Origin of the sequence: Paenibacillus marchantiae (assembly GCF_028771845.1) — a bacterium.
In the GTDB taxonomy this organism is placed as follows: domain Bacteria; phylum Bacillota; class Bacilli; order Paenibacillales; family Paenibacillaceae; genus Paenibacillus; species Paenibacillus marchantiae.
This window is the reverse complement of the sequence record NZ_CP118270.1, coordinates 6,924,286-6,941,482: the sequence shown is the minus strand read 5'-3', so window position 1 is coordinate 6,941,482 and position 17,197 is coordinate 6,924,286. Positions and strand designations below refer to the sequence as shown.

Genomic DNA, 17,197 nt, shown 5'->3' with positions numbered 1-17,197 from the left:
ATGACCGCATTTTTGAAAAATCTGATTAGAAACCGAGTCATGCTGTTCATGGTGCTACCAGGCGCCATCTGGTTCTTCTTCTTCTCCTACTTGCCACTGGTTGGTACAGTAGCAGCATTCAAACAATATCGTTTCAGCCGCGAAGGCTTCTGGGCCAGTCTGATGAAGAGCGAATGGGTGGGTTGGGATAACTTTAAATTCCTGTTCAGCACTAACGATGCTTGGCTCATTACTCGAAACACGCTTTTTTATAACCTTGCCATTATTATTCTGGGGCTGGTATTCGCTGTAGGTTTGGCAATTCTGCTCTCGGAGCTGGTCAATAAACGATTAGCCAAATTGTATCAAACAGGTATGTTCCTGCCGTATTTCCTATCCTGGGTTATTGTCGGTTATTTCGCGTTCAGCTTCCTGAGCATGGATCGGGGGATGTTGAACCAGATTATTGGGTGGTTCGGTGTGGAACCGATTCAGTGGTATTCGGAAGCGAAGTATTGGCCGTATATCCTGGTGTTTGTAGCTTTGTGGAAAACGATCGGGTACAACAGCATTGTCTATCTCGCTTCCATTCTGGGGATTGATCGGTCGCTGTATGAGGCAGCGATGATCGATGGCGCCAATAAATGGCAGCAGATCCGCAACATTACGATTCCTTTGCTCTCACCTATCATTATTATTATGACGTTGCTGGCTGTGGGTCGCATCTTCTATGCCGACTTTGGTCTCTTCTATCAGGTTCCAAGGGATTCGGGTACGCTGTATGCCGTTACCAATGTTATTGATACCTATGTGTATCGTGGCTTGAAAACAAGTGGTGAGATTGGCATGAGTACCGCTGCCGGATTGTATCAATCCGTTGTAGGCTTCGTGCTTGTTATCATTTCCAACTATGTTGTACGCAAAATCGATAAAGATAGCAGCCTATTCTAGGACAAGGGAAAGGAGTGAACCACTGTGGCTCAAATCGTAAAAAAACGCGACTTCCATCATGTATCCAATGGCTGGAACGTCATTATGAATATTTTGGCCGGACTATTCGCTTTAATCTGTGTATTTCCTTTCGTGTTTGTAGTGATCATCTCGTTCACGGACGAGAAAGCACTGGCCCGTGACGGGTATCGACTGATTCCGAAGGAATGGAGTCTCGCAGCCTATCAGTTTGTGTGGCAGAGTGGAGACACGCTGCTGCGTGCTTATGGGGTAACCATTTTGGTGACGGTGCTGGGTACCATCATAAGTCTGATTCTAATGTCGCTGTATGCTTATGCAATTTCCCGCAAGAGTTTCCGTTATCGGAGATTTTTCTCCATATTTGCCATTCTGACCATGTTGTTCAACGGCGGGATGATTCCGACCTATATGGTCGTATCCCAACTTCTTCATTTAAAAGATAGCATATGGGCACTGGTTCTGCCGCTTGCAATGAATGCCTTCTATATCATGATCCTGCGTACGTTCTATTCAACCAGTGTGCCGGATGCAGTCATTGAATCCGCGAAAATTGATGGAGCCGGAGAATTCTATACGTTTATGAAAATTGTCATTCCATTATCACTGCCAGGGCTGGCGACAATCGGATTGTTCAGTACGCTCGGTTACTGGAACGATTGGTTCAATGCGCTGTTATATATCGATAACCCCAACCTCGTACCGCTGCAATCGATGCTGATGCGGATCGAGTCCAGCATCCAGTTCATCCAGCAGAACTCGGCGAACAGCTCGATGAGTCTGGCGGCGATGCAATCCATCCCGCAGGATACTTCACGGATGGCCATGGTGGTTCTCGCCACGTTGCCGATTATTTTCGCATATCCGTTCTTCCAGCGTTACTTTGTACAAGGTCTGACGGTCGGAGCTGTCAAAGAGTAACGAATCACTTCTATAGGGTGGAGGCGTCGAAGGATGATGATATATAAGGATAAAAGCAAATCCGTGGAAGAGCGAGTAGAACATCTGCTGAGCTTAATGACGACGGAAGAAAAGGCGGGTCAACTCATCCAGCCTTTTGGTTGGCAGACATATACGAATGATCAAGGGAACATCACGCTGAATGAATCCTTTAAGCAGCAGGTGGAAAACGGGGGCATAGGCTCCCTGTACGGTGCACTTCGTGCAGATCCATGGACGGGTGTTACGCTTGAAAATGGACTGTCTGCCAGAGAAGGGGCAGAAGCAGTAAACCTCATTCAGCGCCATGCTGTAGAGCATTCCAGACTGGGGATTCCCATTCTGATCGGAGAGGAATGCTCTCACGGACATATGGCGATTGACGGTACGGTCTATCCGGTTCCTCTGCTCTTAGGAAGTACTTGGAATGTGGATCTGTACCGAGACATGTGTCGGGCAGTCGCTCGCGAGACGCGTGCTCAAGGCGGTGCGGTAACGTATTCTCCGGTGTTGGATGTTGTACGTGATCCACGCTGGGGGCGTACCGAGGAATGCTTTGGTGAAGACCCGTATCTCATTGGTGAGCTAGCTGTTGCTTCCGTGCAAGGACTTCAGGGCGAGCGTTTGGACCAAGAGGATGCGGTAGCGGCTACACTGAAACACTTTGTCGGTTATGGCAGCTCGGAAGGTGGACGCAATGCGGGACCTGTGCATATGGGCTGGCGTGAGCTGCTGGAAGTAGATCTGTATCCGTTCCGCAAAGCTGTTGAAGCAGGTGCTCAATCCATTATGCCGGCTTATAACGAAATCGACGGTATCCCGTGTACGGTTAATACGGAACTGCTGGATGACGTTCTGCGAAAAGACTGGGGCTTTGACGGTCTGGTGATTACGGACTGCGGTGCCATCAACATGCTCGCAAGTGGGCATGATGTGGCGGCAGATGGATTGGAAGCATCCGTACAGGCCATTCAGGCTGGTATTGATATGGAAATGTCCGGTGAGATGTTTGGACAATATCTGGTGCAAGCGATCTCGGAAGGCAAACTTGAAATGCATGTACTGGATCAAGCTGTCCGCCGTGTGCTGGCACTGAAATTCAAGCTAGGATTATTTGAGCAGCCTTATGTGGATGCCGATCGAGCTGCAGAAGTCATTGGCAGTGAAGAGCATATTCAACTGGCACGCCAATTGGCTGCAGAAGGTGTGGTCTTGCTCAAAAATGAAGCTGCAACGTTACCTCTGTCGACGCCAACAGCGGGCCGAATTGCTGTCATTGGTCCTAATGCGGACCAAGCCTACAACCAGTTGGGCGATTATACTTCCCCCCAACCGAAGTCCAAAGTGGCTACGGTGCTGGATGGCATCCGCAGTAAGCTTGCTGTAAGTGAGAGTGGGCACGCAGGGGAAGGCTCAGCTGAACATTCAAATAGTGAAAATCAGGTGCTCTATGCACCGGGATGTCGCATCAAGGGTGATTCGAGAGAAGGGTTCGAGCACGCAATAGAAACTGCACGTCAGGCCGATACGGTCATCATGGTCGTTGGCGGCTCGAGTGCCCGTGATTTTGGTGAAGGAACAATCGATCTGAAGACAGGTGCTTCCAATGTGTCCGATAACTCATGGAATGACATGGAGTGTGGGGAAGGCATTGACCGCATGACGCTTGGACTCGCCGGAGTCCAGCTGGAGCTGATTCAGGAGATCCACAAGCTTGGCAAAACACTTGTCATTGTTTATATCAACGGTCGCCCGATCACCGAGCCTTGGGTGGATGAACATGCCGATGCCATTCTGGAAGCATGGTACCCAGGTCAAGAGGGTGGGCATGCCATTGCGGACATCTTGTTCGGCGAAGTGAATCCGTCCGGCAAACTGACGGTATCCATTCCGAAGCATGTAGGTCAATTACCGATTTACTATAATGGCAAACGTTCACGCGGCAAGCGTTATTTGGAAGAGGATCTGGAGCCTCGTTATCCATTCGGATATGGGCTTAGCTATACTACTTTTGATTACAGTGAGCCGAAGCTAAGTACAGAATCGATGACGGCCAACGAGACAGTCACCGTATCAGTGGAAGTCACCAATACAGGGTCTTGCAGAGGTGCAGAAGTCATTCAGATGTATGTATCCGACGTGGTTAGCCGGGTGGCACGTCCAGCTAAAGAGCTGAAGGGGTTTGAAAAAGTGAATTTGGAACCTGGAGAGACGAAGACGGTAGCCTTCCATATTGGAGCGGAGCAGCTGCAATATATCGGTCGTGATCTCACGCCTGTCGTTGAACCAGGACAATTCCATATTCATATCGGAAGACATGTGAAAGATACGCAGTTCGCCGAGCTGACGGTAGAGGAGGCGTAAGGAATTGGAACGCATCAGACGATTTATTCGCGAGTTGTCCGAACGTCAGTGGTTGGAGCAAATGGAGCTGCGCAGCTGGGACATCACCCGCGCTTATTATAAAGTGCCAGGACAATATGAAGATCAGAAGGCTTATCCAGAAGGCGAGGGGTTGAATCGTTTCCCGAGTGATCAGGGAACGACCTATTTCTTCCGGACACGGTTGGATGTACCTGCCTCCTGGCAGAAAGAACCTTACGGACTTGTATTTGAATCCGGTGGGGAAGGCTTGCTTCGGGTGAATGGACATTCCTATCAGGGGCTGGATCGTAATCATACGTATGTAACACTCGACCCTTCCCGAGTAGGGGCTCAGCCTGAACTTGAGATTGAGTTATTCGATCCGGTACCCGAGCCTGTAGATCCACTGAACCAACAAGCGGTTATTCAGCCGCCGATTACATCAATTAGCAGTTTGTTGGTGCGACCGAATGAACCTGTCCGCAGCCTGATGTACACGGTCACGATTGTGCGTGATTCCGCAGTGCTGCTGCCGGAAAGTGATTTTCGCCGTGTGCGACTGTTGGAAGCGATCTATCGGGCGATGGATCAATTCGTAGGTCTGACAGAAGACGCTGTCAAGCAGGGGAATGGCATCCACAGTATCGAAGAAGGATTGATCCATGAAGTGCGAGAGATTGGTGGAAACGCCGAAGGCTTGGAGCATATGGTGGGGCAATCGCACATTGACATTGCCTGGCTGTGGCCTGTACGTGAGACGGTGCGCAAGACCAGTCGTACATTCTCCACGGTGGATGCACTCATGAATGAATACCCGGAGTATGTTTATTCCCAGAGCCAGCCTTTGTTGTACGCTTTTCTGAAGGAACATGATCCCGAGCTATATGAACGGGTGAAGAAGCGCATTGCCGAAGGACGCTGGGAACTGGTTGGCGGGATGTGGGTTGAGCCGGATCTGAACATTCCGAGTGGGGAATCCCTGATTCGTCAGATGTTATATGGTCAACGCTTCTATATGGAGGAGTTCGGCAAAACATCACAGATTGAATGGCTGCCAGATACATTTGGTTATTGTGCTTCCCTGCCTCAGATTTTGAAGCATGGCAATGTGGAGTACTTCATGACGACCAAGCTCGGATGGAATGATACGAACGTATTTCCATATGACCTTTTCCACTGGGTAGGTATTGATGGCATGTCCATCCTGTCTTATCTCAATCATGGTGTTAACGAGCATACGCTGCCGAAGGACATTCATGATCATTGGCAGTCTTACCGCGAGAAGGCGGCGCATCCTGAGCATATGCTTCTGTACGGGCATGGCGATGGTGGCGGCGGCGTGACGCGAGAGATGTTGGAGTACGTGGATCGTTCTGAGTTGATGGTGGGCCAACCGAAGAATGGTTATAGTACCGCCGGTGCCTTTTTTGACGGAATCGAGAAGGCGCAGCCTGATCTTCCGAAGTGGCATGGCGACTTGTATTTGGAGCTTCACCGGGGTACCTATACGACCCATGGTCGCAATAAGCGCAACAACCGGAAGGCTGAGGTGCTTTATCGCGAAGCGGAGCTCTGGAACACACTTGCCTTACCGGATATGGAGCCGCAGCAGGATGCTGAAGTGCGTTTGGCGTTGCATGATGGATGGAAGCTGATTTTACTGAATCAATTCCATGATATTATCCCTGGTTCGGCCATAACGGAATCCTATGTAACGTCGGATGAGGAGTATATTCGGGTATTCGAATTGGGTAGAGCAGGACTGAATCAAGGTGTTGCTGCATTAACGAGGGGGATTAACACGCAGGGGCCAGAGGGTTCTGTTCCTTATGTTGTGTTCAACAGCCTTGGTTGGAATCGAAGTGAAGTCGTTCAACTTCAAATGCAAGATGGATTGGATCGTTACGTTATAGATGAAGAAGGTCAGCGTTTGCGCATGGATCAGGAAGATGGCCAAATTTCGGTTCTGGTGACGGATATTCCAGCGTTTGGTCATAAGACGATTTGGCTCGTACCGGAAAATGCAAGGGAAACGAATGTACGGGAAATGGCGAGCATTGCCGGGCAAAAGAACTTTACAGATACATGGGAAACCGCGTATTACCATGTTCAGTTCAGCGAGCGTGGCGAGATATCCCGCTTGTGGGACAAGACAGCAGAACGCGAGATTCTGAAGCCAGGTGAGCGCGGCAATCAATTTCACTTTTTCCATGACCGTCCGACGCTCTGGGATGCCTGGGATATCGACAGTCGTTATGAGGCTCAGATTGCTGGAGAAGTGGAACTCTTGGAGAAAAAACTGGTTCTGGCAGGTACTACGAAGGATGTACTTCGTTTTCAGTGGAAGCTTCACCAGTCTGTGATAACACAGGATATGGTGTTCTATCATGACAATCGACGGATCGATTTCAAGACCCATGTAAGCTGGAATGAAGATCATAAATTGCTCAAAGTGGGCTTCCCAATCGATGTAGTGAGTTCCAAAGCGACCTATGAAATTCCATTCGGTGCATTGGAGCGTCCAACTCATCGTAACACGAGTTGGGAGCAAGCTCAGTATGAAGTGTGCGGACACCGCTTCGCAGATGTCGCCGAGCACGGATATGGCGTCAGTCTGCTCAATGATTGCAAATATGGATACGACGTACAGGGAAGCACGATTCGCCTTTCCTTGTTGCGTGCACCGAGATGGCCTGACCGGACTGCGGATATTGGAGAACATGACTTCACCTATTCCCTGTATCCACATGAAGGCGACTGGAGAAGTGCACATACGGTACGTCAGGCAGCCGAATTAAACCATGAAGTGCCTGTGCATCAGGTGGACCAGAACGCAGGCGTACGCCCGGCAACTGGATCATGGATTGAATTCGATAGCAACCATGTCATCTTGGATACGGTCAAACCGGCAGAGGCAGGAAACGGTACAGTACTCCGTTTCTATGAGTCTTCGGGCACACGTGAACGAGTGACGCTGCAATGGCCGCATGCATTTGAGCAAGCTTATCTCTCCAATGCTTTGGAAGAAGCAGGCGAGCCTTTGGATACCACCAATGGTCAGATTACATTATCTTTTAAACCTTACGAAATAAAAACCGTGCTATTACGGTAAACCTTTTTGAAATATATTGAGCTATGTAAGATGAACTAAAACATGTACACGACAACGGAGAGTGCAGAACCAGATGGAGAAACGAAGTGTTCGCCTAAAAGCTTTCTGAAAGAAAGCTACATCGGAAGCATACGCTATCCCCGGATTTTCCCATTGGAGAAGGGAATCAAAAAAATCTGGGGATAACAGCGATCGGAAGATGGTACTGCAATCGTAGTGTCCAGTGTACAGTTAATGAGTTTATCTTGCTACGGCTACACCATTCAATTTGTTTAAGGAGTGCACTCATTCATGGAACAATTCAGACTACCCAAAATACCGATGCCACCTGTTGCATTGCCACAAGCTGTACAGGCTGTAATGAAAGAAGCAGAGCAGAAGCTGTCACATCGACCGAAGCTGCTTCAACTATTTAAGAACTGTTTCCCGAATACGATTGAAACAACAACTAAATTAATGGACGACGGCACAACATTTGTCATCACTGGCGATATTCCAGCTTCATGGCTAAGGGATTCTGTGGAGCAAGTGGTGCATTACATTCCATTTGCCAAGGAAGATCAAGACCTGCAACGCATTATTGGTGGTCTGATTAAGCGCCACATCCAGTACGTTCATATTGATCCGTATGCCAACGCCTTCAACGAGACAGCCAATGATTGGCACTGGAACACCACCGACGTGACCGAGATGTCACCTTGGGTGTGGGAGCGCAAATTCGAGATTGATTCCTTGTGCTTTGTTGTGCGTCTCGCTTATTTATATTGGAAAGAAACCGAACTGACCGATATTTTCGATTCCAGCTTCAAAGCCGCCATGCGCAAAATCGTGGATTTGTTCCGGGTGGAGCAGCATCACATGGAGAAGTCACCATACAGCTTTACCCGCAATAACGGCATTGCTACGGATTCAATTCGCAATAACGGACGAGGTATGCCCGTCAATTACACAGGCATGATCTGGTCCGGTTTCCGTTCCAGTGATGATGCGTGTGATTTCCACTACAACATTCCAGGCAATATGTTTGCCGTGGTTGCCCTGCGTCAGATGCAGGAGTTCGCGGAGTGGGTATTCCGGGATATGGAGTTCCTACAGGAGCTTAAGGATCTGGAAGCCGAAGTAGATCATGGTATTCAGCTGTACGGTATTTACCGTCATCCCGAGTTTGGCCCGATCTATGCCTATGAGACGGATGGTTTCGGCAACTACTGCCTGATGGATGATGCGGGTACACCGGGACTGATGTCCATTCCTTATCTTGGCTACGTCACAGCGGATGATCCGATCTATCAGAATACGAGACGTTTTGCGCTCAGCAAAGAGAATCCGTTCTATTATGAAGGCAAAGTTGCCAAAGGAATCGGCAGCCCGCATACACCGCCGGATTACATCTGGCATATGGGTCTGTCCATGCAAGGATTGACGGCCCAGTCTGCTGAAGAGAAGCTCGAAATCATTCGGATGCTGGAAGCAACGGATGCGGATACAGGATATATGCATGAAGGTTTCCATGCCGATGATCCGACGATTTTTACGAGAAAATGGTTTGCTTGGTCCAACAGCCTGTTCTCCCAGTTGGTCTATAAATCCATGAAGGATGGTTTGCTATGAGTAGCGCACAGGTGAAGAGAACCAAGTTGATTATTTTCTCTGATCCAACGTTTCCAGTGGAGGGTACTTTGCCAACGCAAGGTGCTCTTGATTCATGGAAAGCATCGGAAGAGATCATCGTTGTGGGCGCGGATGAATTGGCTTCGGCTTTGAGCACAGCGGCAGGTGAAGGGTGTTTCGTGAACCTGCATGCGCCTTATTTTCCTAAATCCGCTTGGACCGAAATCGCAGCTTTTCTTCATCAGGGGGGAAGTCTGATCAGCATTGGTGGCGCACCATTCAAACGTCCTGTTCGTCAGGAGAATGGGGCATGGATTTCCGAGTCGGAACAAACGGCGTATCACCAGGAACTTTACATTCATGAGGCGTTAAAGGTATCCGCAGCCAAAGTGGATTCACTAACTTCCTCAGAAGATATTCCACTCCTTGCAGGCAAAGAGAGACTGTTCGAGAATGCGGATACGTGGAATCTGGTACCTCATACAACCAAAACAAGCGATTTGCCACATCAGATGGGTTCCTCAGGTCCGATGAGCACGCAGATTTCTCCGCTGCTCCGCGGCCGCAGCAAGGATGGTCGCAACATCGCTGCCCCAATCGTATTATGGGAAAACTCCCGCAGTACGTTTGCCGGTTCGCGCTGGCTGTTTGTGCATCTGCCTTTGACGGCTACCTTCTGGGATCAGAACGGAGCAGCCGAAATCGTGAACTGGGCGCAGTATTGCGCCAAAGGTGTGACCGAGCTATCTCTGAAGCCGAACTATGCTTCGTATGAATTGGGTGAACGAGCTTCACTGATCCTCCAAACTCAAATTCTACAGCGTGCGGGAAGCAGACGAAGTGAGCCGGAGCTGTGGACGTTTGATTTAACCGTTGAACGGGAAGATCGCACAAACAGCACGGTAGAGAAGGTATGGAATCATCAACTGGAGCTGGAACTTTCCGGCGAACAGCGTTTTGAACGCATTCTTCTTCCGGTTTCAATCGAGAGCGGGCTGTACCGAATCGTGGGTCGTGTTCAGGCACCGGATGGCGAAGTTCGCATACTGCGGCAAGGCTTCTGGGGTCAGGACGCAGCTTTGTTGGCAGAAGGGGAAGTCATTACACGCAGCAGAGATTATTTTATCAAAGACGGTCGTCCATTGCCTGTGGTTGGTATGACCTACATGACCTCTGATGTGGCACGGAAATTCCTGTTCCTTCCTAATGCGGATGTATGGGATCGGGATATGGCACAGATGGCGAAGGCCGGCATTAACTGGATTCGGACCGGAATCTGGACTGCCTATCGCAACATGATGCAGGTGGATGGTCATATGTCTGAGGATGTACTGCGTGCTATTGATGCGTTCCTGTTAACGGCAAAACGGCACGGCCTTCAAGTGACGTTCACCTTTTTCTCCTTTACACCCGAGACGTGGGAAGGAACAAATCCATATTTGGACCCGCAGAGCGTAGATGCACAGAAACGCTTCATTCGCAGCATTGTTAGTCGTCACAGACATTCCACACATGTGGACTGGGACTTGATTAATGAACCGTCGATGTTTGATCCTGTGCGCATATTCTCCGATGGGCCACGTTCGGCAAGAGATTCGTATGAGCAGCAGGCGTTTATCGAGTGGCTTCAGCAGCGGCATCAGACGATTGAAGCGTTGCAGGAGGCATGGAACATGTCACCTAAACAGCTCCCTGACTTCACCGCAGCAGTCATTCCTGAACCGGAAGAGATCAATTTCGATGTACAGGACATGCACAAGGCTAAAAAAGGAACACGCTGGCTTGATTACTGTCTCTTCTCGATGGAGATGCATAATGTTTGGGCGAGAGAGCTTGTAGGCACGATCAAGGATCTTGTTCCCCATCATTTGGTTACCGTAGGGCAGGATGAAGCTCTCGGAGCACAGCGCCCTTCACCGTTCTTCTACGAGCGTGAAGTGGATTATACAACCGTGCATTCCTGGTGGCTCAACGATGACCTGATCTGGGATGGCATTTTCGCCAAAACACCACATAAACCCAATCTCATTCAGGAGACAGGCATCATGTATGTGGAAACCCCGGATGGCCGGGCCAAACGTACAGAGGAAGAGCTTCACAGCATTCTGGAGCGCAAATACGCCTATGCCTTTTCAACAGGCGGTGCAGGAGCAGTGCAATGGATCTGGAATACGAACTTCTATATGGATAATGCCAATGAATCTCATATTGGAGCGCTGAGAGCGGATGGTACGGAAAAACCTGAAGCTGATGTGTCTTACGATTTTGGTCGATTCATGGAGCAGATTCGGGACTTGTTTACCGATCGCGAGCTGGAGGAGATTGCGGTGGTCTTCCCGTATTCCAACGATTTCTCGAACCGTTCCCTGGCCTACGATGCAACCACAAAATTGACCCGTGTAATGGCTTATGAGCTGAAGCAGCCATTCCGGGCTGTATCCGAGTATCATCTGGAAGCATTGAAGCAGCAACCTCCGAAGCTGATCATGGTTCCGAGTCCGCACAACATGGACAGCGATGCCTTAAGCGAGCTATTGAACTTCGCGGAGAATGAAGGAGCTACGCTGCTTATTACGGGCCCGCTCGGGTTGGATGCTTATTGGAAAACAAGTGATCGGGCAGATCATCTTGTCGGTCAACGCAGTCTGGGCAACGTACAGCGAGAAGAAATGCTGAATATTAACGGGGTGAATCACCGCGTCACGTATGGTCGTCGCCGGATTGCCGAGGTGGCGAAGGAAACGTTACTTCATGCGGAGAATCATACACCTGATGAATTAGCAGTACTGCCATTAGGCAAAGGCAAGTTGATCTGGAGCCCACTGCCGCTGGAGCTGAACGGCCGGGATGAGCCGCTGGCTGACCTGTATCGATATGCGTCAGAAGTGGCTGGTATTGAAAATGAACTGGAATGGATATCTGGCGGTGATCTGGCAGGGATTTATGGCCGGAAGCTGAGCTTCCCGAAAGGCAATCTGTACGTATTTGTATCGGAGTTCGCTTTGAATCATGAGGTGAAAGTCAGAGATACACGTACGGGAGTCATATATACGTTCCTGTTGGAGAAAAATCGCTCGGTGCTGTTTGCCACAGATGCTGCCGGACAGCTGCAAGCCGTATATCGTCCGGATGAAGTAGAGATTGTACAACAAGAGGTAGAGGGGGAATAATACAATGACCAAACCAACAAGCAAATCGAAAAAAGCGCATATTATCTCTCACACGCACTGGGATCGGGAATGGTATTTGCCGTATGAGAAGCATCATATGCGATTAGTGCAACTGGTGGATGCCTTGCTGGATCAGCTCGATCAGGGGCCGGATTTTAAAAGCTTTTACCTGGACGGCCAGACGATCATCATCGATGACTATCTTCAGGTTAGACCTGAGCAGAAGGAACGGCTGGAGAAGCATATTCGTGATGGCCGGATTGTCATTGGGCCTTGGTATATTTTGCAGGATGCCTTCCTGACCAGTGGTGAAGCAAACGTTCGTAATATGCAGGTTGGACATCGGGATGCCAAACGTTACGGAACACCTTCAAAGATCGGATACTTCCCAGATACGTTCGGACTTGTAGGACAGACACCGCAGCTTATGCTGCAATCGGGCATTGATAATGTCTTTTTTGGGCGAGGCGTGAAGCCAACGGGCTTCAACAACATGGTGTCTGACGATGGATACGAATCCAGTTTCTCAGAGCTAATGTGGGAAGGTCCGGATGGATCTAAAGTGCTCGGTGTTTTATTTGCCAACTGGTACTCTAACGGGAATGAGGTTCCGGTGGACGAAGCTTCAGCTCGGAAGTTCTGGGAAACCAAGCTGGCTGACGCGGAGAAATATGCTTCGACCAATGAATTGCTGTACATGAATGGATGTGATCACCAGCCGATCCAGAAGGATCTGCCTGAAGCCATCCGTATGGCTGAACAATTGTATCCCGATATCGAGTTTGTTCACTCCAACTTCCCGGATTATCTGTCAGCGTTGAAAGCATCTGCGGTTCAGGAGTTGTCTGTTGTAAAAGGAGAGCTGCGCAGCCAGCGTACTGATGGCTGGGGCACTCTGGTCAACACGGCTTCCGCACGCGTTTATCTGAAACAGATGAACCAACTGGGCCAAGCCATGTTGGAAAAAGTGGCTGAGCCACTGGCTTCGTTCGCGCATTTGCTGGGTCATTCATATCCGCATGATCAGTTTACCTATGCCTGGAAAACGTTGATGCAGAATCATCCGCATGACAGCATCTGTGGCTGTAGCGTAGACGAGGTACATCGCGAGATGGTCACACGGTTTGATAAGAGCCGTCATGTCGCTGAGGCCCTGATTGAGGATAGCACCAGCCAAATCGCCGCAGCTGTGGATACTTCAACCTTTGAACGATATGGTGAAGAAGCGCGGCCTGTGGTTGTGTTTAACACTTCGGGATGGAAGCGCAGCGGTGTGGTTCAGATTGAATTGGATGCGGCCCGTCTGTACTTCCGCGGCGGTTTCTCATTGGAAGATATGGCAGCCAAAATGAACGCCATCGACCTGTCAGGTCGTATATTGGTGGATGAAGAAGGAAAACCAGTTCCGTGTACGGTAGAGGATCTGGGTCTGCAATTCGGCTATGATCTGCCGGATGATCGATTCCGTCAGCCATATAGCTGCCGTCGGGTCAGTATTACATTTGAAGCAGAGAACGTGCCTGCACTTGGCCTGAAGACGTATGCTTTGGTTCGCATGGACAGCAATGCTGCGAATTCAGATACACTGCTGCGTGGTCAACGTGGCATGGAAAATGAATATTTTATCGTAAATATTGCAGACAATGGATCTTTTGCACTTACGGATAAACGGACAGGCCGAACGTATAAAGATCTTGGCGTGTATGAAAATGTCGGTGATATCGGCAATGAGTACATGTTCAAGCAACCGGAGAACGAAGTAGCACTGACTACGAAGGATCTTCGGGCAGAAATTCGAGTTATCGAAGATGCGCCTTACAGAGCTTCGTACGAAATTGTTCATCATTGGGAGATTCCTGAATCCGCCGACGAAACGCTTGATCGTGAGCAGCGGGAACTTATCTATTATCCGCATCGTAAAGCTCAACGTTCCAAACAAATGGTTACGCTCAAGATCCGAACCATTGTGTCGTTAAGCCGCAGTGGAAAAGGCATCAAGCTCGAAACAACCTTCAACAATCAGGCGAAGGATCATCGGGTGCGGGCACTCTTCCCGACGGATCTGACAGCTGCTGTTCATCACGTTGACTCGATGTTCGAAATTGCTACTCGCGATAATACGCCTGCACCGGAATGGCAAAATCCGAGCAACACCCAGCATCAGCAAAGTTTTGTTGATGTGAGCGAGGATCAGGCTGGGTTGGTTGTAGCCAATCTCGGTCTGAATGAATATGAGGTTCTTGAGGATGGACGGAATACGATTGCGGTGACATTGCTTCGTGCCGTGGGAGAGCTTGGAGACTGGGGATTGTTCCCGACACCGGAAGCTCAGTGTCTCGGCGAGCACTCCTTCCAACTGGAGATTATCCCTCATGACGGGAACGGAGCAACATCCGGCGCGTACATTGAAGCTTATCAGTTCCAGATTCCATGGACTGTGGCTCAGACGAACGTACACCCGGGATTCCTAACGCCAAGCAACACACCTTTTGAGTGGCAAGGGGACGGTCTTGCGTTTTCTTCACTGAAGGTGAACGAAGATTCGGGTGATCTGATGTTGCGTTGGTATAATATGGGGTCGAATACGACTGAGTTGAAGTTTGCTGCTTCTGAGTCCATCCCGCAAGCATTGGAAGATGCATATCAGAGCAACATTCTGGAAGAAGAGACAGGTAAACTGAATGCTTCGATGATACATGGATCTTCCACTGCCTTAATCAGCAAAGAATGGGCTCTTCAAGCGGGACCTTGTGAGATTGTTACGGTGGGGTTACGTCGTTAATATTCCAAGCGTGATCGGATATATTTTTTGTGTAGTGTCTAACCGAAGTTCTGCGCACTGTCATGGAATGGATAATGCTTTTTCCAGCTGAAAATGTTGAGTTATTCCTCAAGTTTATATAGAATGAACAGTAGAATTACAAGCGATCGAAGGTTACCCTGCCATCATGATGGTCATCGTAAAATTCAATTGTTCATTCTATATTGAAACTATTAAGGGGGCTTGAAGCCATGGAATCCTTGGGAGGACTGCTTCAGCAGCTGAATCCTTCCTTTCGTGAACAGTCGCGGCGGATTGCGGCGGAATTGATGGAAGATCCGTACGTACGCGAATTCCGCGCAGGTCATCCTGAACTGAAAGATGCACAGCTTATTACCGATCTGAGCAAGCTGTATCAGTATGCCAAAGATTCGAAGAACTGTGCGAACTGTCCGGGGCTCGACAACTGTCCTAACGATTTCCAGGGTCACTTTTGCAAACTGGAAGTAGAGCATTTTAACGGTAAACCCGAAATTATAGATAAAAAAGCACCTTGTTCCAAACATATCGCCCGGCAGAATGAGCATGTTATCAAGCAAAGAATCCGCAGTTTCTATGTGGACGAGCGTGCGCTCAATGCAGGATATAACGATGTGGAAATTATGGGCAAGGATCGGATGCGTGCTCCGGCGGTGAACCAGGTTCTGCGTTATATTAACGACACCAAGGAGAATGGATTGTCTCCGCAAGGACTGTTTTTGGAAGGATCATTTGGAACGGGCAAGACGTTTCTGATGTGTTATCTGCTGCATGAACTCGCGGTTGTGGGCCACACAGGTGTTATTATCTATATGCCTGATTTTGTGGAGGATCTGAAATCCATGATTAGTGAAGGAAACAAGCTGAAGGAAACGACGGATATTCTGAAAAGCTGTGATCTGCTCATCTTTGATGATATTGGGGCAGAGAATCTGAACCCATGGGTTCGAGATCATGTGATGGGTTCCATTCTGAATTACCGTATGAATCGCAAACCTACATTTTACACGTCTAACTACAACTTGGATGGGCTGGAGAAACATCTTAGCTTCACAAGCAGGGACGGCGAGGAAATGAACAAAGGCCAGCGTTTGATGGACCGGATTCGTCCGTTTGTTGATGTCATCTCGGTTCGAGGTGAGAATCAACGGGGTAAACGTTAATTTCTATTTATGTTACCGATCTGATCTATTTTTTACTCATATAGTCCCAAAAAAAGCCTGGCTTTCGCATTGTCGCGAAAACCGGGCTTTTCTGGCCTGCGTGCAGCCTGAAGATCCTATTCGGTGATAAATTTGAAAATCACCATTCCGAAAAAGATAACCGTCATCAGGCCGGCCATGCCAGCAACACCCGCAATCAGATCAAACAGATCGTTACGGGGTTCCTCGTTCACATGTTCACGCGGGTCGTTGATCCGCACATTTGCATCCATGGTATTGCCTCCTTATGGGGATAACAGCTTGCCCTTACAGGGAACTGAAGCCCGGAGTAATTTTAGTATACTTGGAAAAGAAAGCGTTTGTAAAGATTTTGCAGTGAACCCGCTAGTTCCCCAATTGTGAAGATTTGATGTTGGGAAGATGAACATTGATGCGTTCATTTCACAACATTAGAGTTGCTGTGTTATACTGGAAGTGTCGTTCGCGACGTTACAGGTTAAAATAAACCGTAAGTATATATAAGGAGGACAATTTCATGGCTATTGTTAACGTATCCGATCAATCCTTCAACGCTGAAGTCGAAGGCGAAGGAACGGTTCTTGTTGATTTCTGGGCGCCTTGGTGTGGTCCTTGTAAAATGCTCGCTCCAATCTTGGAAGAGCTGTCCACCGAAGTTGGCGATGCAGTGAAAATTGCTAAAGTCAATGTGGACGAAAATCCGGAATCCGCTTCCCGCTTCGGCGTAATGAGCATTCCAACATTGATCTTCTTCAAAGATGGTCAACCGGTTGATAAAGTGGTTGGTCTGAACTCAAAAGATGCTCTCAAAGGAATTATCGAAAAACACCAATAATTAACCAAGATTTCACATACGCCTCCGGTTATGCGCCGGGGGCGTTTTGCGTCGAATACTTTCATATAGGACAATATAAGATATACTATTTATTATAAGGTGAAACTGAAATTTACATGAACAACGGAGAGGGCAGAAATGACTTGTAGAAACGAAGTGGTTGCCTAAAAGCTTTCTGAAAGAAAGCTACTTCGGAAGCATGCCCTATCCCCGGATTTATACGTTATAAGAAAAGAA

The 17,197-nt window shown here is 48.8% G+C and carries 10 protein-coding genes; 9 read left to right on the top strand and 1 reads right to left on the bottom strand.

Annotated features, from left to right (window positions below; translation table 11 throughout):
* From PTQ21_RS31170 to dnaI, 8 genes are all read left to right on the top strand, one after another.
* Positions 1-930: an ABC transporter permease gene (locus PTQ21_RS31170; RefSeq protein WP_063566098.1), complete on the top strand. Its 930-nt coding sequence runs from the start codon at positions 1-3 to the stop codon at positions 928-930.
* 84 nt (positions 931-1,014) lie between these two features.
* Positions 1,015-1,869: a carbohydrate ABC transporter permease gene (locus PTQ21_RS31165; protein WP_205525065.1), complete on the top strand. Its 855-nt coding sequence runs from the start codon at positions 1,015-1,017 to the stop codon at positions 1,867-1,869.
* Between the two features lie 33 nt (positions 1,870-1,902).
* A complete protein-coding gene (locus tag PTQ21_RS31160) occupies positions 1,903-4,251 on the top strand; it encodes a glycoside hydrolase family 3 N-terminal domain-containing protein (protein ID WP_269054099.1) in 2,349 nt (782 codons plus the stop codon).
* A 4-nt stretch (positions 4,252-4,255) separates the two neighbouring features.
* The gene (locus tag PTQ21_RS31155) at positions 4,256-7,363 is read left to right on the top strand and encodes an alpha-mannosidase (protein WP_274568426.1); all 3,108 of its coding nucleotides are present in this window, start codon (positions 4,256-4,258) and stop codon (positions 7,361-7,363) included.
* A gap of 291 nt (positions 7,364-7,654) precedes the next feature.
* Positions 7,655-8,974, top strand: a complete 1,320-nt coding sequence (locus PTQ21_RS31150) for a glycoside hydrolase family 125 protein (RefSeq protein WP_063566095.1) — start codon at positions 7,655-7,657, stop codon at positions 8,972-8,974.
* Positions 8,971-12,144 (top strand): beta-galactosidase, encoded by a 3,174-nt coding sequence (locus tag PTQ21_RS31145; protein ID WP_063566094.1) that lies wholly within the window; start codon positions 8,971-8,973, stop codon positions 12,142-12,144. Before PTQ21_RS31150 ends, PTQ21_RS31145 begins: the two co-directional genes overlap by 4 nt.
* 4 nt (positions 12,145-12,148) lie before the next feature.
* Entirely contained in the window at positions 12,149-14,926 is a 2,778-nt protein-coding gene (locus PTQ21_RS31140) for an alpha-mannosidase (protein WP_274568421.1), read from the top strand.
* Positions 14,927-15,156: 230 nt separating this feature from the next.
* Positions 15,157-16,107 carry a primosomal protein DnaI gene (dnaI, locus tag PTQ21_RS31135; RefSeq protein ID WP_053783224.1) on the top strand — a complete coding sequence of 317 codons (951 nt, stop codon included), beginning with the start codon at positions 15,157-15,159 and terminating at the stop codon, positions 16,105-16,107.
* Positions 16,108-16,223: 116 nt separating this feature from the next.
* Here the strand turns inward: dnaI and PTQ21_RS31130 are convergent, their stop codons facing one another.
* On the bottom strand, positions 16,224-16,379 hold the full coding sequence (locus tag PTQ21_RS31130) for a YqzM family protein (RefSeq protein ID WP_090810527.1): 156 nt from the start codon (positions 16,377-16,379) through the stop codon (positions 16,224-16,226).
* 263 nt (positions 16,380-16,642) lie between these two features.
* Between PTQ21_RS31130 and trxA the strand changes: the two genes are divergently transcribed.
* A complete protein-coding gene (gene trxA, locus PTQ21_RS31125; RefSeq protein WP_036605788.1) occupies positions 16,643-16,960 on the top strand; it encodes a thioredoxin in 318 nt (105 codons plus the stop codon).
* Positions 16,961-17,197: the final 237 nt, after the last annotated feature.